14 protein-coding genes are annotated in these 20,167 nt (G+C 39.3%); 8 read left to right on the top strand and 6 right to left on the bottom strand.

Annotation, left to right across the window (positions count from 1 at the left end; translation table 11 throughout):
• Nucleotides 1–1,173 (top strand): glycosyltransferase, encoded by a 1,173-nt coding sequence (locus tag DUT68_RS04005; protein ID WP_113635969.1) that lies wholly within the window; start codon nucleotides 1–3, stop codon nucleotides 1,171–1,173.
• A gap of 36 nt (nucleotides 1,174–1,209) precedes the next feature.
• Here DUT68_RS04005 and purL read toward each other — a convergent pair whose 3' ends face one another.
• Nucleotides 1,210–4,896, bottom strand: a complete 3,687-nt coding sequence (purL, locus tag DUT68_RS04010) for a phosphoribosylformylglycinamidine synthase (RefSeq protein ID WP_113635971.1) — start codon at nucleotides 4,894–4,896, stop codon at nucleotides 1,210–1,212.
• A 175-nt stretch (nucleotides 4,897–5,071) separates the two neighbouring features.
• On the opposite strand from purL, the gene gloA2 reads away from it, so the two are divergent.
• The 5 genes from gloA2 to DUT68_RS04035 all read left to right on the top strand — a co-directional run bounded on the left by gloA2 (nucleotide 5,072) and on the right by DUT68_RS04035 (nucleotide 8,946).
• Entirely contained in the window at nucleotides 5,072–5,455 is a 384-nt protein-coding gene (gloA2, locus tag DUT68_RS04015) for an SMU1112c/YaeR family gloxylase I-like metalloprotein (protein WP_113635973.1), read from the top strand.
• Nucleotides 5,456–5,533: 78 nt separating this feature from the next.
• On the top strand, nucleotides 5,534–6,238 hold the full coding sequence (locus DUT68_RS04020) for a tRNA1(Val) (adenine(37)-N6)-methyltransferase (protein ID WP_113635975.1): 705 nt from the start codon (nucleotides 5,534–5,536) through the stop codon (nucleotides 6,236–6,238).
• Between the two features lie 529 nt (nucleotides 6,239–6,767).
• Complete coding sequence (locus DUT68_RS04025) at nucleotides 6,768–7,259, top strand: metallophosphoesterase family protein (RefSeq protein WP_113635977.1); 492 nt, start codon at nucleotides 6,768–6,770, stop codon at nucleotides 7,257–7,259.
• Between the two features lie 25 nt (nucleotides 7,260–7,284).
• Nucleotides 7,285–8,334 (top strand): class 1 fructose-bisphosphatase, encoded by a 1,050-nt coding sequence (gene fbp / locus DUT68_RS04030; protein WP_113635979.1) that lies wholly within the window; start codon nucleotides 7,285–7,287, stop codon nucleotides 8,332–8,334.
• A 93-nt stretch (nucleotides 8,335–8,427) separates the two neighbouring features.
• Nucleotides 8,428–8,946: a DUF2911 domain-containing protein gene (locus tag DUT68_RS04035; protein WP_113635980.1), complete on the top strand. Its 519-nt coding sequence runs from the start codon at nucleotides 8,428–8,430 to the stop codon at nucleotides 8,944–8,946.
• A 376-nt stretch (nucleotides 8,947–9,322) separates the two neighbouring features.
• On the opposite strand, the gene DUT68_RS04040 is transcribed toward DUT68_RS04035, so the two are convergent.
• From DUT68_RS04040 to DUT68_RS04060, 5 genes are all read right to left on the bottom strand, one after another.
• Nucleotides 9,323–10,069 carry a hypothetical protein gene (locus DUT68_RS04040; protein WP_113635982.1) on the bottom strand — a complete coding sequence of 249 codons (747 nt, stop codon included), beginning with the start codon at nucleotides 10,067–10,069 and terminating at the stop codon, nucleotides 9,323–9,325.
• A 39-nt stretch (nucleotides 10,070–10,108) separates the two neighbouring features.
• On the bottom strand, nucleotides 10,109–10,588 hold the full coding sequence (gene rnhA / locus DUT68_RS04045) for a ribonuclease HI (RefSeq protein ID WP_113635984.1): 480 nt from the start codon (nucleotides 10,586–10,588) through the stop codon (nucleotides 10,109–10,111).
• Nucleotides 10,589–10,682: 94 nt separating this feature from the next.
• Nucleotides 10,683–13,922, bottom strand: a complete 3,240-nt coding sequence (locus tag DUT68_RS04050; RefSeq protein ID WP_113635985.1) for a S41 family peptidase — start codon at nucleotides 13,920–13,922, stop codon at nucleotides 10,683–10,685.
• Nucleotides 13,923–14,114: 192 nt separating this feature from the next.
• Complete coding sequence (locus tag DUT68_RS04055; RefSeq protein ID WP_113635988.1) at nucleotides 14,115–14,840, bottom strand: tyrosine-protein phosphatase; 726 nt, start codon at nucleotides 14,838–14,840, stop codon at nucleotides 14,115–14,117.
• 60 nt (nucleotides 14,841–14,900) lie between these two features.
• On the bottom strand, nucleotides 14,901–16,196 hold the full coding sequence (locus tag DUT68_RS04060) for a nucleotide sugar dehydrogenase (protein ID WP_113635990.1): 1,296 nt from the start codon (nucleotides 16,194–16,196) through the stop codon (nucleotides 14,901–14,903).
• 715 nt (nucleotides 16,197–16,911) lie between these two features.
• On the opposite strand from DUT68_RS04060, the gene DUT68_RS04070 reads away from it, so the two are divergent.
• Nucleotides 16,912–17,754: a polysaccharide biosynthesis/export family protein gene (locus DUT68_RS04070; protein WP_198659532.1), complete on the top strand. Its 843-nt coding sequence runs from the start codon at nucleotides 16,912–16,914 to the stop codon at nucleotides 17,752–17,754.
• 1 nt (nucleotide 17,755) lies between these two features.
• Nucleotides 17,756–20,164: a GumC family protein gene (locus DUT68_RS04075; protein WP_113635994.1), complete on the top strand. Its 2,409-nt coding sequence runs from the start codon at nucleotides 17,756–17,758 to the stop codon at nucleotides 20,162–20,164.
• Nucleotides 20,165–20,167: the final 3 nt, after the last annotated feature.

A 20,167-nucleotide genomic window follows, 5' to 3' on the forward strand; every position in this document is an offset into this window, starting at 1 on the left:
ATGGCGATAGATCAGAAGAAAACTGTTTTATTTCTTCCAGCGTGGTATCCAAACCGGACTCACTTGTCCGTTGGCTCTTTTGTTAGAAGCCATGCCGAGGCTATCAATACAAAATTAAAGGTAGATGTGTTGCTTGTTTTTGGTGACGAAAGTTTAGAAAAGCTTTTCGATTTTCAACAAACAAACGTGAATGGGATCGATACCTATATCCAATACTTTAAAAAGCCAAAATCTACTGGAGCTATTGCACAATTTGTGAAGGCATCATTGTATGTTATTGGTCAGTTTTATGGGTATTTTCTTTATCGTAAGCAGCAGCCTAAGCCGGCATTTTTCCATGTACACGTACTAACTCGAGCCGCAATTTTGCCGTTGGTGTTAAATTTTTTTAGCAAAACAACATATTATATCACCGAGCATTGGTCTAGATATTTACCAGCAGATAATAGCTATCAAGGTTGGTTGAGGAAACTCGTTACTAAGCAAGTGGTAAAGAAAGCAAGCGGAATAACTGCAGTTTCCGAGAATTTAAAGCTAAATATGCTGAGACATGGTTTAGCACATCCTAATTTTAAAGTGATATCAAATGTTACTAAGCCGATTTTTTTTAATGGTTATAGATCCAAGGAAAGTTTGCCGATACAATTTGTTCATGTTTCAAACTTTGCAGCTTGTAAAAATGTGAAAGGCATTTTGGAAGCCGTGCAGTTGTTAAACAGTAAAGGATGCTCTTTTTCCTTAAAAATGGTAGGTAGTGGAGAAGAATACGAAGCAGCGAAAATAATTACGGAGCAACTGGGGCTTACAAACGTCACTTTTACCGGATTTATTTATGGAACTGCTGTTGTTGAGGCAATGACCAATGCAAGCGCAATCATTCTATTTAGCGACTACGAAAATCAACCAGTGGTAATTACCGAGGCACTTAGCTTGGGCGTTCCGGTTATTGCCACCAGCGTTGGTGGTATTCCGGAAATGATTAACCAAAGCAACGGTATTTTGATAGCGGCAAATGATGTTGAGGCTTTAGCCGCCGCTATGTTAGCTGTGGCTTCAGGTGAAATTAAATTTGATAGCGAAGTGATAAAAGCCGATGCTTTACAAAAGTTTCATCCTTCGGTGGTGGCAAATCAATTTTTAGATTTTTACCGACTAGGAGGAGCGGAGATTTAAAACAAAACAAGCCCCGATTTCTCGAGGCTTGTTTTGTTATTTTTGGTGTTTTTCAATCCATTTTCTAGCATTTACAAAAGCTTCCATCCAAGGTGAAACTTCATCTTTTCTTCCTGCTGGATAGTTTGCCCAATGCCATTGGAATAGCGAGCGTTCAATGTGTGGCATCATCACTAAATGTCTACCTGTTTCATCACAAAGCATTGCCGTGTTGAAGCCAGAACCATTTGGATTAGCAGGGTATTGCTCATAGCCATATTTAGCTACCACGTTGTAGCTGGTTTCTTCGTAAGGAAATTGGAATTTGCCTTCGCCATGCGACACCCACACGCCTAACGTACTGCCGGCTAAAGTGGATAACATCACCGAATTATTTTCTTGAATCTTTAACGATGTAAAAATACTTTCGTGTTTATGGCTATCGTTATGCAACATTTTAGGCTTTGCTTCATGGTTTTTGTTGATTAAACCAAGTTCAACGAAAAGTTGGCAGCCATTGCAAATACCTACAGATAAGGTATCTTCTCTGTTGAAGAAATTCTCCAATGCAACATGAGCTTTCTCGTTATACAAGAATGCACCTGCCCAACCTTTTGCCGATCCTAAAACATCAGAATTAGAGAAACCACCAACGGCACCAATGAATTGGATATCTTCTAAAGTTTCTCTGCCCGAAATCAAATCCGTCATGTGAACATCTTTCACATCAAAACCTGCTAAATACATCGCGTTAGCTACTTCACGCTCAGAGTTACTTCCTTTTTCACGTAAAATCGCTGCTTTTGGACGAGGTTTGCTCTCATCAATAACTGGCTTTTTACCATCAAATTGAGTAGGGAAGTTGAATTTTAACGGTTGATTTTTATAATTATCGAAACGTTCTTTTGCTTTTACTTCACCGCTTTGTTTCCTATCTAATAGGTAAGAGGTTTTGTACCACACATCACGCAGATGATTGATATCAAAAGCGTAATTAGCTCCGTTGTTAGTTACGTTCAATGTAGCAGTGCTATTTACAGAACCTATTTTTTGAAATGCAACAGCTTGCTCATTTAAAATAGCTTCCACGCTTTCATCCGCTTGGAAAACTAGTGCAATATTTTCTGCAAATAATACTTTCAAAACGTCAGTTTCGCCTAAGCCAGATAAATCAATATCTGCACCTAAATTTTGATCTGCAAAGCATAATTCTAAAAGCGTTGTAATTAAACCACCGCTGCCAATATCGTGTCCAGCTTTAATTTTTCCAGCTTTAATTAATTCTTGCACAGCATTAAAAGCAGCGCTGAATTTAGCAGCATCTTTTATATCGGGAGTTTCGTTGCCAATTTTGTTTAAAACTTGAGCAAAGGACGAACCACCTAATTTGTAAGTGTCATCACTCAAATTGATGTAGTAAATGTTTCCGCCATCTTTTTGTAAAACTGGCTCTACCACCTGAGTAATGTCGCTACAGTTACCAGCGGCTGAAATAATTACAGTTCCAGGCGCAATTACATCACCATCTTTGTATTTCTGCTTCATCGAAAGCGAATCTTTACCCGTTGGGATATTGATTCCTAATTCGATAGCAAAGTTTGAACACGCTTGAACGGCTTCGTATAAACGGGCATCTTCACCTTCGTTTTTACAAGCCCACATCCAGTTGGCAGAAAGAGAAACACTTTTCAATCCGTCTTTTAACGGAGCCCAAACAATATTCGATAAAGATTCTGCAATAGCAACCCTACTTCCGGCACCAGCATCAATCAAAGCAGAAACTGGGGCATGGCCCACCGAAGTAGCAATACCTTCTTTACCTTGGAAATCAAGTGCCATTACGCCGACGTTGTTCAACGGTAATTGCAAAGGGCCTGCACATTGTTGTTTTGCCACACGACCACCAACACATCTATCAACTTTGTTTGTTAACCAATCTTTACAGGCTACTGCCTCTAGTTGAAGCACCTGTTCTAAATACTCGTCTATTTTGTTTTGATCGTAAGTAACAGCTTCATAATTACGGTTAACGGTTTTGTCTTCCATAATCATTTTTGGCGAGCTGCCGAACATGTCGCTCAATGCCAAATCCATTGGTTTGGCGCCCGTAGTTGCCGATTCGAACGTAAAACGATGATCGCCAGTAACCTTTCCCACCGTGTACATTGGAGAGCGCTCTCGGTCAGCAATTTTTTGCAAAGTCTTCAAATGCTCGTCGCCAATAACTAAGCCCATGCGCTCCTGAGACTCGTTTCCAATAATTTCTTTGGCAGATAGGGTAGGATCGCCAACTGGTAGTTTATCCAAATCGATCTTGCCGCCCGTAGCTTCTACCAACTCAGAAAGGCAGTTTAAGTGACCACCAGCACCATGATCATGGATAGATACAATTGGGTTATTATCGCTCTCCACCATAGCACGAACTGCATTTGCAGCACGTTTTTGCATCTCTGGATTGGAACGTTGAATTGCGTTTAGCTCAATTCCAGAACCATGTTGGCCAGTGTCCGCTGAAGAAACAGCAGCACCACCCATTCCAATTCTATAGTTTTCGCCGCCTAAAACCACAATATTATCGCCGGTTTTTGGCTCCTGTTTTTTAGCTTGCTCCAATTTGCCATAGCCTATACCACCAGCAAGCATAATCACTTTGTCAAAACCTAATTTTCTCGGTGTCACACTTAGCTTGTCGAGGTGTTCGTCGTGTTCAAAAGTTAGCACTGAACCAGTGATTAGGGGTTGACCAAACTTGTTTCCAAAGTCAGAAGCTCCATTTGAAGCTTTGATTAAAATATCCATTGGCGTTTGGTACAACCATTTGCGTTCTTCCACGCCTTTTTCCCAAGGACGATTTTCCTCCAAACGGGAAAGCGCAGTCATATAAACTGCTGTTCCTGCTAAAGGTAATGAACCTTGTCCACCCGCTAGGCGGTCTCTAATTTCGCCCCCAGAACCTGTTGCTGCACCATTAAAAGGCTCAACCGTAGTTGGGAAGTTATGTGTTTCTGCTTTTAGGGAAATTACTGAATCAAAATCTTTGGTTTCGTAAAACGATGGTTCATCTGGTTTTGAAGGTGCAAATTGCTGCACTTTTGGCCCCTTTACGAAAGCAACATTATCTTTATAGGCAGAAACGATATCATTCGGATGTGTTTCTGAGGTTTTCTTAATTAATTTAAAGAGCGAAGTTGGCTGCTCAACACCATCTATCACAAATTTGCCGTTGAAAATTTTATGGCGGCAATGCTCAGAGTTCACTTGTGAAAATCCAAAAACCTCTGAATCAGTAAGTGGTCGGCCTAATTTTTTTGATAAGCCTTCTAAATAATCAACTTCTTCGTCGCTAAGCGATAAACCTTCTTGCTTATTGTAAGCGGCAATGTCGGTGATATCTAAAATTGACTCCGGTTTAATGTTGATAGTGAAAATATCTTGCCCCAAGCCACTATACTTTTGAGAAAGCATGGGATCAAATGCAGTGAATCCCTCATCAACCTTTTTAAATTCCTCAATTCTGATGATGCCATCAAGCGTCATGTTTTGTGTAATTTCCACGGCGTTAGTACTCCAAGGAGTAATCATCGCAGCTCGTGGACCAACAAAAAAACCAGTTAAAGAACTTTCGGGGCTCAATGTCGCTCCGCCGAAAAGCCACTCTAATTTTTCTGTATCAGTTGGGGATAAAGTTTGATTGGTTTGTAAAACAAAAACCTCGTCAGATTGGCCTAAAAAGAAATGAATCATGCTTATTTTTTGAAGATGCAAATTTAGGTTTTTTTAGCCGAAAAAGGCAATGGTTTTTGGCTTTATTTGTTGTGTTTTTGGGATGTTGAAAATTGGAAAGTTGTAATGTTGGGAAGTTGATCGATATTTGGGCATCTTAATCGTACTTCGTCAATCTAAAGTTATAAATTCAAGGATGTTCAATCGTATCCATCATACTGCCATTATTTGCTCCAATTACGAGCTTTCAAAAGAATTTTATGTAAACACGCTAGGCTTAAAAGTAGTAGCAGAAGTTTTTAGGGAGGAAAGAAAATCGTGGAAATTGGATTTGGCAGTAAATGACCTTTACCAAATTGAATTGTTCTCTTTTGAAAATCCACCGGAAAGGCCATCTAGGCCTGAGGCTTGCGGCTTGCGTCATTTAGCTTTTGAGGTTGATGATGTTGAAAAAGTAGCTCAGGTTTTAAATGAAAGAGGGGTTGTGACTGAACCGATTAGGATTGACGAGTTTACGGGTAAGCAGTTCACTTTTTTTGCAGATCCAGACGGATTGCCTTTAGAAATTTATGGGCGTTAATAGGTTTATTTTGCAAGATCTTTGTGTTCTTTGCGCCTTTCCCGAATAATCGGAACAAGTTGTGGTTAAATTAACAGTATGAAAAACATCTTCCGTTTTAAGCAATTTGAGGTAAATCAAAGTGGCTGTGCCATGAAAATTAACACAGACGGAGTGTTATTAGGCGCTATTGCAGGTCATCAAAATCCTGTACGCATTTTGGATATTGGTACGGGTACTGGTGTAATTGCGTTAATGTTAGCGCAACGCTTTTCAAAGGCCAAGGTGCACGCCGTTGAAATTGATGAACAAGCATCGGCAACCGCGAGAGATAACTTTCGGAATTCAGTTTTTAGTGAACGATTGACTAATAATAATGTGCCAATTGAACAATATCAGCACGCCGAAAAATTCGATTTAATCGTAACCAATCCCCCGTTTTTTGTGAACGATTATAAAAATGCTGAACCGAAAAAGGAAATCGCCAGGCATGCTAGTAGGACTTTTTTTGATGATTTGCTGGCTAAGGTTAATGAGTTGTTGAGTGAAGCGGGTTGTTTTTGGTTTGTATTGCCTATTAAGCAAGCGGAGTATGTAGTTGCCAGAGGAGAAGAGCTAGGCTTATTTCCGCAACAAGTTGTTAAGCTTCGTTCTGATAATACCAAGTCTGAATTTAGAAGGATTGTTTGTTTGTGTAAGCATAAAGCTGATTTACAGGAAGCGGATTTTGTTATTTACGAAGGCGAGAAAGTGTATACAAAGGCTTATCGGGAGTTGTTAAAGGATTTCTTTTTAGCTTATTAAGGCCCTTTTTGCCTTTGGTATCTTCTTCGGTATTTGAAGTAGATCCCTCGAAACTCGGGATGACAAGGTGCTTTTTTATGAGCGTTTTATCGTCATTGCGAGGCACGAAGCAATCTTAAGGCTAAAGAGATTGCTTCGTGCCTCGCAATGACGTAGTGTGATTAGCACAGTTTATAGCGCTGCCTTTGTTAATTAAACGGGATTGCAGCGGCATCCTACTAGGTATTAGAAATAGATCCCTCGAAACTCGGGATGACAAGGTGCTTAGTATGAGCGTTTTATCGTAATTCGGGATGATAAGGTGTTTATTAAGAGCGTTTTATCGTCATTGCGAGGCACGAAGCAATCTTAAAGGCATCTAATAATAAAGCTTTGTTTCACACTTGGAAAGTTTTCAAGAGAAGAGGTATAGTGGAAAGCCCGGCTGGTTTTACCTAGCTGCATTGAAATTGCTTTTCAAAAAACAAACATCTAGGTTTGCAGTTGTTCCTAACACCTAACACCTAACACCTAACACCTAACACCTAAAATGAAGAAAATTGGTTTAATTTCAGACACTCACGGTTACCTTGATGATGCCGTTTTTAAATACTTTGACGACAGAGATGAGATTTGGCATGCGGGTGATTTTGGACCCGATGTTATTGCACCTTTAGCGGCTTTTAAGCCTTTGCTGGGTGTTTATGGCAATATTGATGGCGCTGATGTGAGAGCACAATTTCCAGAGCATTTGAAATTTAAGTGCGAGGAAGTAGATGTTTGGATTACACATATAGGTGGTTATCCGGGGAAATATGCGCCTCAAGTTAAAAAAGAAATTTACACTAAGTCGCCTCAACTTTTTATTTCTGGTCACTCGCACATTTTAAAGGTGATGTTTGACGAAAAAATACAATGTTTGCATATTAATCCCGGTGCGGCTGGAAAACACGGCTGGCATAAGAAAAGAACTTTGATTCGTTTTTGCATTTCCGATGAAAAAATCCATACCTTAGAGGCCATCGAATTAGGAGATAGATAACGTAAAAAGTACACTAAGTAAAATGATGTCGGGTATTAAAACATTAGGTCAGTTTATTATTGAAAAGCAGGCAGACTTTCCGTATGCCAAAGGAGAACTCTCTCGTTTATTAAGGGATATTGGTATCGCCGCAAAAATTGTAAACCGCGAAGTAAACAAAGCAGGTTTGGTTGATATTTTAGGCGATGCGGATACAATTAACATACAAGGGGAGGGGCAAAAAAAGCTTGATGTTTATGCTAACGATCAATTTATATCGGCATTAACGAGTGGTGGCGAGTGCTGTATTGTAGCTTCGGAAGAGGAAGATGATTTTGTACGCATTGATTCTCCAGTGTCCAAAAATGCCCGTTACATTGTATGTATTGACCCTTTGGATGGTTCCTCAAATATTGATATTAACGTTACCGTTGGTACAATTTTCTCCATTTATAGAAGGAAATCAACCGAAGGGCCAGCTACCCTAGATGACGTTTTGCAAAAGGGAACCGAGCAAGTAGCTGCCGGTTATATCATTTACGGCTCATCAACCATGTTGGTGTACACCACAGGAAAAGGTGTAAATGGCTTTACTTTGGATCCGTCTATTGGCGAGTTTTGTTTATCTCATCCCAATATGAAAATTCCTGAAGATGGCGTTATTTACTCCATTAATGAAGGTAACTATGTTCATTTTCCGGAAGGAGTGAAGAAATATATCAAATATGCGCAGGTAGAGGATAAGGCCACCAACCGTCCATATACTTCAAGGTATATTGGTGCAATGGCAGCCGATATACACCGTAGTTTAATTAAAGGTGGAATTTATATTTATCCAACTACTGCTGCCTCGCCGAAAGGTAAGTTAAGGCTGCTTTACGAATGTAACCCGATGGCTTTGATTATTGAGCAAGCTGGCGGCATTGCATCTGACGGTTTAAACCGGATTTTAGATATTGAACCGACTGAGTTGCACCAACGTGTGGCAATTTTTGTGGGCTCGCCAAAAATGGTACGAAAAGCAGAAGAATTTATGGCCGAATTTTCGCCGGTGGAAAAAATTACAGAAAAACTGGTAGAAACTAAATCTGCGTAATAAAACGAGTTGTTTTTTAGGAGCATATAATTTTTACAAAAATTGATGAGCCAATGTATTAACTTAGTATAAAAAGATATTAAGATAAATTTTATGAAATCAACAATTAAATCTATTACTTCAGTGATGTTTATGCTTGTGGTATCGTTTAGTGCCCTAGCACAACAAGCTAAACCAAAAGCTAGTCCTGCGGAAAGTGCAACTGGCAAGGTGAATGGTGCCAATATTACCATCAACTACGGAAGTCCATCAGTAAAAGGTCGTACCATTTGGGGTGGTTTGGAAGCTTATGATAAAGTTTGGAGAGCAGGTGCTAATGATGCTACCACATTTGAAACTGATAAAGACCTTAAAGTAGAAGGCAAAGCTTTGCCAGCAGGTAAATACAGCTTCTTTTTAATCCCAAGAGCTAATGGTACTTGGACAGCAATTTTCAATAAAGAACCTAAACAGTGGGGCGCATTTAAATACGATGAAAGTAAAGATGCCTTGAGGGTTGATGTAAAGGTAAAAGCACTTACGGAAACACAAGAGAAATTGGTTTACAAAATAACCGCCAAAGGTTTTTCAATGGATTGGGATAAAGTGTCTGTTCCGGTAAATATTAAATAACATTAATTCGGAAAAGTGCTACTTTCAAACATTGTCTATTTAAAATTTACTTTGTTTTCTTAGCTCGCTGCCGCTGAGCCCCTACTTTTTGACCGCAAAAAGTAGCAAAACTCTCGGTTGCCTATTTATTCAGCGCCATTTTGTTTTTAATGGTTTTCATGCGTGCTTCGCAGGTTTCTTTTAAAGGAAATGCTTTGGCTTATCGGTGCTACCCGAAAAATAGAAGACCGAAAATTAGTGTAACGGAGATTTGAGCGGCTATCGCTAGCAAATAGCTTATTTCTCTTGCGTCGAACTCAAGCTAAATTATAAGCTTTTGTTTTATGAAAAGGCTGACTTGGAAAATTTGGTTTTTCGAGTCAGCCTTTTTTATGCACTATTTGTTGACTAGCATTTCTTTTAAGGCTAGGCGTTGCCATTTCGAATTTCTATTGCGGGCATATCTAGGCAATAGTTTTATTTCGCTTCTGATCAATTGAAACTGTTCCTTCGCTTCCTGATTTTTACCTTCGGCTTTCAAAAACAGGCCGTAATAATATCTGGCTTCCAAAGAATGATGAACCCTGATGATTCGCTTAAATCCATTTTCGGCATTTTCGGTTTCACCTGCGCCAGCTAAAGCCCTAACGTAAAGCAACTCATCTTCTACAGTTTTAAGGCTGGTTGAACTTTTGCTCTGAAGTTTGTTAAAATATTGGATGCTTTCCTGATATTGCTCGTTTAAAAAATACTGGCGTGCCAACTGCATTAAAATTGCCGGGTCTTCGGCATAGTAGCCGTTTAGGCATTCTAAAGAAAGTGCAATGGCTTTATCATACTGCTGTTGTGCGGCATAAGCATTTGATAGACCAAGTTTGTTGGTAACACTGTCGGACATTTGTACTTTGCGCTCCCATTCCTTGATTTCATTATTTGGGAAGACAATTTTAGAAATACCTTTTGTATTAGTGCCGCGTCTCAGATCTGGCAAAAGTTCCATAAAGAAATAGGCGATGGCACCAATTAATGGAAGAAAAATCAATAAATAAATCCACTGATTTCGTCCGGTTTTAAGTGCGTGAATTACGCCAATTGCCTGAAAAACAATAACGATGTAGTAATAATCATTCCAGTAGGTAAACATAAAAGCTCATTTAGGTGAGCCTAAAGTACTAATTAAGGGCTAAGAAAAAAATGAATTATCGTTTTTTCTTTCGGCTTCAAATACGGTATCAACAGCTAAGTTGGCTTTGTCTTGAGAAGCGGCCACCGCCAATCTGTCGCAGCGTTCGTTTTCGGGATGTTGGTTGTGCCCTTTAATCCATTGAAATTTAACTTGGTGCAATTGGTGCTGCTGTAGATATTGCAACCACAAATCTTTGTTTTTCTTATCTTTAAATCCCTTTTTGTACCAACCAAAAACCCAACCTTTTTCTACTGCATCTACCACATATTTACTATCGGAATAAACAATTACTTGCTGACCAGGAGTTTTTAGCGCCTTTAGGGCCACAATTACGGCAAGTAACTCCATCCTGTTATTGGTAGTAAGCCTAAATCCTCCGCTTAGCTCTTTGTAATGTTTGCCAGAGCGTAAAATTACACCATATCCTCCCGGGCCAGGATTGCCACTTGCTGCACCGTCTGTAAAGATTTCGATCATATTCAATAGCAAAGCTAAGTTTTATGGTGGATTTTGCCGAACACTGTGGAAAGATTAAAAGGCAAAGCCCCGATAAAAATCGAGGCTTTGTACATTATTTCACCACTTTTAGCAATTCTGCAATGGCTACTTCCAATTGCTGATCTTTGCCTTTGTCTATCATTCCAGGCATATTTTTAACTTGGATATCAGGCTTTGTTTCATTGTTTTCTAACCATTCGCCAGCCTTGTTTTTAGCACTAATTGGAACTGATCCCCATCTAGTACCATCAGGTAGTGCTTCCCAGCCTGCAAAACTACAAGTTCCCGGTACTGGCATACCTACCGTTTTTCCGATGCCTAAATCTTTATAGCCACATGAAAAACAATGACCATCACTATAATTGGCTTCGTTAAACATGGCCAGTGTAGGCTTAGTCCACCTAAACGTGGGCTCAAAGCCAACAGAACGTTGTGCAGTTGCATAATCTAGGAATTTTTGTCCCGTAAAGAACATCGCCAAATCCGATACCAAATCGCCTCCACCATTGAAACGAGTATCTACAATTACCGCTTTTTTATCCGCATATTTTCCCATCATTTCCTCGTAAACACTACGATATGGGCCATCACTCATGCCAGGGATATGCACATAACCAAGTTGTCCCTTACTCAAGCTATCTACTTCTTCTTGGTTCTTTTTCACCCATCTTCTGTACAGTAGTTGATTTTCGGCGCCCAAGCTAATAGGCTTTACGGTCAGTTGCTGGCGCTCTTTTGTGCTAGGATCATAAATTTCCAGTAAAGTAAACTGATCTGCTTTTCTGTTCAAATATTTAGCTTGATCTTGATTAGCCTCAATTAACTGTCCATCAATTTTTTCGATAATCATCCCGGGTTTTACGTTAAACTTTGATCTGTCTAATGGTCCACCAGAAATAATTTCGTCGATTAAAATTCCATCACCTTGATGTTTATAACTTGCTATTATGCCCAAAGAGGCGGTTGCATCAGCATTTGGAATGCTACCGCTGTACCTTGCGCCGGAATGTGACACGTTAAGTTCGCCCAATAATTCCGATAGCATTTCGGCAAATTCATAACTGTTACCAATGTGTGGCACATACTTGGCGTACGCAGGTTTCAATGCATCCCAATCAGCGCCATGCATTGTTGGTGTATAAAACATGGCTTTATTGCGTAGCCAAACATGTTCAAACATCGCTGTTCTTTCTGCTTCGCCATCAAATTGTACTTCGCCTTCAATGTTGATTTGCTCACGTTTGTTATTATCTGGATTGATTTTTGAAATACGGCCGCCGCTGAGCAGATACAAGTTTTTCTGTGCTTTGTCCCAAGATAAAGCACCGCCCATTCCATCCAGTGGGATTTCCATTTTTGTTTCTTTAGTACGCAAATTGGTGCTCCATAAGTTACTGCCTTTTTCAAAACTAGCTAAGTAGTAAAGTTTTTCACCATCTTTAGAAAGTACGGCATCACTCAGTGACGAAGAGTGAATGGTTAAACGAGCTTTTCTGCTATCTAAGCCATCCCATTCAAAAACTACAGTAGAATCTGGTTTGGGAGCTGGTTTAGCTTTAGGATCTTTAGCTGCTGCTTTTGCCGCTTCATCTTTCGCTTTTTTCTCCGTCGCTTCCATATCTTTTAGCAAAGCGAAATCATCCTTACTGAGGTTGTAGCGTTCCCAAGCATCCTTGGTTAAAAATAGGCTATACACGTCTCTTTGAGATGAACCGCTGTTAGCATGGGCTTTCATACCATCACGGTTACTGAACCAAATTAACTGTTTGCCGCCATTAACCCATTTAGCACCGCCATCGCCGTAGCCGCTTTTAGTTAGGTTTCTCATGGCTTGTTTTCCAGAAGCGTCAAGTAATACAACCTCACCGTTTGACATAGTGGGACGGTACGTCGCTAACAACCATTTGCTATCAGGACTCCATGTAAAGTACTGGTCGCCATCTTGCATGTAGTACAGCTGATCAGGATTAAGCAAGGTCACGGTATTTTTATTGCCTATCTCCATCACTTTTAACGATCTTCTGTTTTCTATGTAGGCAATTTTTTTGCCATCCGGCGATAGGGCAGGCATATAATTGTCGTTGTCATTGCTTACCAACGGTTTTTCTTGCAGCAAAGTAGCAGCAAAAAAGTAAGGCTCCTCTTTACGTAGTTTTCTACTTTCGTAAATGCGCCATTTGCCGTTGCGTTCGCTGGCATAAACTACCGACTTCCCATCCGGAGCAAATTCTACAAAACGTTCTTGTTCAGGGGTATTGGTGATGCGTTTGGTCATTTTTCCATCTACAGAAGTTACAAAAACTTCGCCTCTGGCTATAAATGCAACTTCTTTGCCATCCGGCGATACCGACATTTCCCTAACACCTCCATTTACGCTCGCAAAACCGTCGTTGTTGGATTTTTCTTGGGTGTTGATTTTTACGTTGACTTTTTGCGGACTTGAACCAGGTTTTAAAGTATACAGTTCTCCGTCGTAACCGAAGGACAGTAAACCAGCATTGGAGGCGCTCAAAAATCTAACGGGAAATCCTTTAAACTTAGTGATTTGTTCGCTTTTTGCTTTTTCTTTTAAAGGCATTTTATGGATGTTGAAAGTGCCACTTTCTTCACTCAAATAGTAGATGCTTTGTTCGTTATCTGCAAAAATGGGATTTCGGTTTTCGCCATAAAAGCTGGTAAGTTGCGTGTGTTGATCTGTTTTTCTATCATAAAGCCAAATATTACGGGCAATAGATGATTGGTGGTGTTTTCTCCATTCATTTTCGCCGCCTTTTTTATCGTGATAAATCATTTTGGCGCCGTCTTTACTGCTTTGAACAGCTTCTGCAGGAATGGTGAAAATTTGATTGATGCGGCCGCCTACACTTGGAACACTGTACAATTCTGGTTGCGAACCTGTAGGAAACTGACGGTGCTTAAAGGCATCTTGACGCGACGCTCCAAATACCACTGAACGGTTATCTGCTGAAAAACTGAACGGAAACTCATCTGTAGAGTGGAAGGTTAATCGTTTGGCCGAACCTCCGTTGCTATCCATTACAAATACATCGAAATTCCCGTACCTGTCCGAAGCGAATGCAATTTGTTTTCCATCCTTGCTCCATTGTGGCATAAAATCATGAGCTTCGTGAAAGGTTAGCTGCTGGGCAGTACCGCCGGTTGCCGGTACGCGGTACAAATCGCCTTTGTAGGTAAATGCAATGCTTGTTCCATCTGGTGATATGGATGGATAGCGCATCCACTGAGGTTTTTCTTGGGCAAAAAGCTGGGTGCTCAACAAAAAGCTAAGTGACAAGGTCAGTGATTTTTTCATAAAATGATTAGGTTTATTTTAATGCTAAAATAACAGATAGTTTGCTGCAACTAAGTAACAATAATGATGTTTGTGCCCGAAAGCTAAAAAAAGTGATTTTGGCACATTTTTGAATTGCCACGGCTGTAATAATACATGGTATTGTTTGAGTAAAAGGTTTGGGTTAAACCTGGTTACACACATTACCACCCACTAAAGTAAAGACTTGTTTTGAAAAGCGTAATTGCCTATTGATTTGAATAAGAATCCGTTGGTTACGATTTTTGTAAGCTCATTTAAGTGCTGCTCATGATGAAGGTCGGTGCCGGCAAAGTCGTACCATTTTTTACTTAGCATATATTCAGCAAACAGACGAATATCTTTCCCATAATAGCCGCTTACCGATAATAAATTCAATTGAAAAAAAACATTACGTTCTTTTAAACGGCTAAGTCTATCATGGTTTTTATAATAATTGAGGTAACGTTCTGGATGCGCTAAGATTACTTTAAAGCCCTTTATCTGTAAATCAAAGATGATTTGCTCAAGGTTTCTAACTTCAGAAGCATAAGGGATTTCTATCAGCAAGTAGTTATCGGCAATGCACAGCAATTGGTCATTGGCCTTAAAATTATCGTCAACAAAATATTCCGCTGCGGCAGAGATTTTGTGGCTTGCTATTGCCAAAGTTTCAGCCGACTGAACTTTGTTTAAAGCGCTGGATATGGTTATCGGCGTGTTGGGATATAAATCTGGATAAATGTGAGGGGTGCAAATAAAGTTTTCCACCCCTAAATTTTTCAAGCTTTTAATGAAATTTAACGACTGCTGTAGATCTGCTGCTCCGTCGTCAATTTCTGGTAATAAATGGTTGTGAATATCAACACCTAGCCAATTGAGGTCATCTGTAATTTGCTTTTTTTTAAAGAAAGAAATCATTTTACATGAAGCTAAGTGTTTAAACTCAATTATCTATGCTGTACTCATTTTGTGCTGTTCTTATAACCTGGCATCAACTAAGCTGCGTTCAAGGCATGCTTTAGTGTCAAAAATCACGCATTGTTCGCTTGCTATCTGATTTAAATCCAAGCTTAAAAATGCCTTGTGTGCTACAGCAACAATGATCGCGTCGTATGATGCGGCGGTATCAATCTCGCTGATGATGTTAATGCCATATTCTCCCGAAACTTCTTCAGGGTCGGCAATGGGATCGTAAACATCTACATTTAAACCAAATTTTTTCAATTCAAAAAAGATATCTACAATTCTGGTGTTACGTACATCTGGACAATCTTCCTTAAAAGTGATACCCATAATAAGTGCTTTTGCACCTTTTATTCGCTGATCTTTTCCAATCATCAGCTTCACTACTTTTTCGGCCACAAAGTTTCCCATGTTGTCATTTACCCTTCGGCCAGAAAGTATCACCTGCGGATGATAACCCAAAGCTTGCGCTTTATGGGCAAGGTAGTAAGGGTCTACGCCTATACAATGTCCGCCAACCAGTCCTGGTTTATATTTAAGGAAATTCCACTTGGTGCCTGCTGCTTCAATCACGTCGTTGGTGTCAATATCCATACGGTCAAATATCAGCGCCAGTTCATTAACAAATGAGATATTAAGATCTCGCTGTGCGTTTTCAATAGCTTTTGATGCTTCGGCCACCTTAATGCTTGGCGCTTTATGTGTGCCAGCAGTAATAATTGAAGCGTAAAGCTCATCTACATAGTCGGCAATTTCCGGTGTAGAGCCAGAGGTAACTTTTTTGATTTTGGTAAGCGTGTTAACTTTGTCACCTGGGTTGATACGTTCTGGTGAGTAGCCGCAGAAAAAATCCTGGTTAAACGTTAACCCCGACATCTTTTCCAAAACAGGTACGCAATCTTCCTCGGTACAGCCTGGATAAACGGTAGATTCGTAAATTACCAAATCGCCTTTTTTCAAAACACTACCCAGCATTTTAGATGCGCCCAATAATGGTGATAAATCAGGTGCTTTAAACTCGTTGATGGGAGTTGGCACCGTTACGATAAAAACATTGTAAGTAGTTAAATCAGCTTTGTCAAAGGAAAAAGAAAGACCGGTTGCAGCTGTTTTTTTATTGCTTATCACATCGTTAAGGGCAGATAAGTCAGCTTCTTTAGTGCGATCTTTCCCTGTTTGCAGTTCTTTTACCCTTTCTTCATCAATATCAAAGCCTAAAACATCATATTTTTTTGCAAATTCAATGGCTAAAGGTAATCCAACATAGCCTAGGCCTATGATGGCAATTTTTGGGGTTTTGCTCGTTAGCATATATGATTTAATAGTTCGTTTTTATGAGGCGCTCATTAATTGCTAGTTTGTAATTCATTTACTACCATCATTTTTTGCTAAGCCCATTGCAACAGCTTGGGTTGTAGCACAAATTTGTGTTCAGGAAATTGTTTGAATTTATAGCAATAGTTTGTTAAATGTTTTGCTTGGTGCAAAGTTAAAATAAAATTCACTTATTAATTTAAGCTGATGTTGTAAATTAAAGCAGCAAATTTTGATGTAATGACTTTACAACGTGCTAATTTATACAATTGAAAATAGCTTTTTCAACACCTTGTTTTATATGTTTTATAATGTAAATAAAATGAGACGCAAGATAAGTGGTGCTTTTCATTTACAAATAATGTCATTGCATATCTTTAAATCTTGATGTGCCTGCGCAAAGCGATACTTTTGATGTATGCTCGATACGTTGAAATTTCATTTGCCGCTGCCAATTTTAGAAATTATAAATAAAATGGTAGGCAAGGTTATTTTACTTTTATTTTTACAACTTATAGTTTTTGTATTTTTGCAAACGGAACTATTTGTACCTTCCCCAACAGCCTATAGAAATATTGTTAAAGTTGTGTTTTTGCCTTATGCCGCGGTTACGCAGTTTTTTATGCAAGCAACGTGCCGTAGCTGCACGTTTGAAGTGTTTTTCTTGTGATGTTGATTTTTTACATGTATTTATTCTATTCCCATTTTTTTTATGAACTATATTAATAAACCCAAAGCTTTAGGGATCATTTTATGCTTTGCTGGTTTTTTGATGATGACATCCTGTATTTCAAATAAGCGTATTATTTATCTGCAGAAAAACAAAAATGATGTCGCTCTAAATGACGATACCCTAATCCAGTATAATATCCCGGTTTACCGATTACAATATAATGATATCGTTGATGTTCAAATTCGGACTTCTATTCCGGAGATGAATGCTGTTTTTGGATTGAAAAACCCCGATGAGCCTAATGTTATTGGTAACCAAAGCGGCATGTTGCAGTCGGGCGGAGATGCCTATTACATGACGGGTTACACTTTAAACCAACAGGGTGAAATCAAATTGCCGTTTATAGGTAAACTTGCCGTTGGCGGACTTACTTTAGAAGAAACTGAAAGGAAAATCACCGAACGTTTAGGGGGGTATTTTAAGAAAGCGTCCGATGAAAACCTTTACGTAAAGGTGAAATTGGGAGGTATTAGGTTCAGTACCTTTGGCGAGTTTAACAAACCAGGAAGGTACGTGATCTTACAAGAACGCCTCACCATTTTCGAAGCTATTGCCAACTCTGGCGATATGACAACCGTTGCAAAGAGAAACAAAGTGCTATTGTTAAGGCAATATCCAGAAGGAACCAAAATCCACGTGCTTGACCTTAATAACAGAGATATCATCAAATCTCCATATTATTTCATCCAGCCTAACGATCAATTGTACGCAGAGCCAATGAAAGTTAGAGAGCTTGGTGCTGGAACCACTACCGGACAAACTATCCAAATCTTAGTAACCATATTAAGTGCCGCCGCCGTAATCGTAGGTTTAACAAAGTAAAATGAAGCAAGAAAATATACATACGATTGCCAAACCTAAAGGTGGGGTTGATGAAAACAGTGATATTAAAAAGCTATTTGCCGATGTAATTAAGATTTGGCCTTACATTTTGGTTTTTGTTTTTGTGAACCTATGTGTTGCCTACGTATTCTTAAAAACAACCAACCCAACTTATCAGGTTAAGGCTACTTTAGAAATCAAGCAGGATAAAAATGCCGAGTCGGTTGATTTATTTCAAACGATTGGTATAAAAATGCCAAATAGTATAGATAATGAGATTGCCATTTTAAATTCATTTACGTTGGCGTTAACAGCAGTTAAACAGCTTGACTTTAATGTAGAGTATTTTCAGGAAAATTTTTGGCGACATTATGAGGTGTACCACTCACTACCGTATGCGGTTGAAGTAGACTGGAATCACCGTCAGTTGTTAGGGGGCGAGATACAATTGGCGTTTGCAGATGCGAATCGTTTCTCTATCAATATCAGTAATAACTCGATGGCACTTTATATTCCACTAACGCCCGATAAAAAAGGAGTGTTGGACTTGAAAAAGCTGGAAATAACAGGCGAGTACCGTTTAAACGAGTGGATTACTGGAACAAACTACCGGTTTAGGATTGTGAAGGTAAACAATGAACGCAAAAACAGTAGAGATTTCTCGTTTAGGCTACGTTCTGATTTTGACCTTGCCGAGGCCTACAGCAAAAGGATGAAGGTAGAATTACTGAAGAAAGAATCATCTATCTTATCACTCGGTTTAGAAAGCCAAATGGTTGATAAGGATAAAACCTACATCAATAAGTTAATCCAAGTTTATCAGGAAAGAGAACTGAAAGTAAAGAACCAAACTTCAATTAATACAGCTGCTTTTATCAAAGAACAACTTAAAAGTATTACCGATTCAATGGTTTTCTTTGAAGATAAGCTACAATCATACCGTACCAGAAATGAAAGTTTTGATTTGAAGGAGCAGGGAAGCGCAGTTTATACACGTTTAGGATCACTGCAAGATAACAGCGCTGCCATTAGCCTAAAAATCAAATACTATCAAAGCACATTGGCTTACTTGGAGCAGGATAGGGTAAGTCAGCTTGTGGTACCATCCTCCATTGGAATTGAAGAAACGGTTCTGGAAAGCCTGATCCCTGAATTGCTAGAGAACCAAAGCAAACGCGAAAGGCTAAGACAAGTGTTATCGCCAGAAAACCAAGTGTTGAAAGACTTGGAATTTAAGTACAACAGTTTGCTTTCGGCTGTACGCGAAAACTTAAAACGATCATTAAACGCAGCAAATTTATCACTAAAGGATAACAATAATCGCATTGCGCAGTTAGGTGGCGAGCTAGATCAATTGCCACAGGTTGAACGTAATTTGTTGAGTATTCAAAGGCAGTTCAACATCAGCGAAAATATCTACACTTACTTATTGCAGAAACGTTCAGAAGCTGAAATAACCAGTGCAAGTAATGTACCTTCTAGTCAGGTGTTGGATTTATCCCGACAAGTAGGCGGTATTTTATCTCCTATATCAAGTAGGAATTATATCATCGCATTTTGTTTAGGTATTTTGATACCAGTGCTGGTCATTTTCGTTAGAAACTCTTTCGATAATAAAATATACGATGTTAAATTATTAGAAAAACGTGTGCTTGCACCACTTGTTGGTGTAATTTTTAGAAATTTTGGCAGAGAGGGCAGCGCTGTTGTGCTCAATTCGCCCCGTTCTTTTATCAGCGAAAATTTCCGAAGCGTAAGGGCCAGTACACAGTTTTTACACGAACAGCAAGACAGCTTGGTGATTTCTTTCACCAGTGGAAAAGCCGGGGAGGGTAAAACCTTCTGCTCTATTAACACCGCTTCAATTTATGCTTTAAGTGGAAAGAAAACCATTTTGGTTGGTATGGACTTACGTATGCCAAAAATTGCGGAAAGTTTCAATTTAACAAACGACTTTGGCGTAAGTAATTATTTGATTGGAAATGGTGCAATAGACGATTTGGTTAAATCCTCTGGACACGCAAATCTGGATATTTTATTATCTGGTCCGCTACCTCCTAACCCGGCCGAGTTAATTGTTCGCCCAACGTTTGTAGAAATGATAAAGGAACTCCGTGAACGCTACGATGTGGTAATTTTAGACTGCCCGCCTGCTGGCTTCGTATCGGAAACCATCGATATTTTTAAGATAGCAGATATCAACTTCTACATTTTCAGACACTTAAATTCTGAATGGAGTTCAATAGATTATTTGAACAGCCTTATTGAAAAAGGATTGATGAAGAAAGCCTATGTAATTTATAATGACATGGAAGTAGTTTTCAATAAACAGTATGGCTATGGTTACCATGCCGCAGTGGAAAAACAACCGATGTCTAAAAAAATGTCAAACTGGTTCTCAAAAGACTAGCAG

The sequence above is a fragment of the Pedobacter zeaxanthinifaciens genome, from assembly GCF_003313335.1.
GTDB lineage: Bacteria > Bacteroidota > Bacteroidia > Sphingobacteriales > Sphingobacteriaceae > Pedobacter > Pedobacter zeaxanthinifaciens.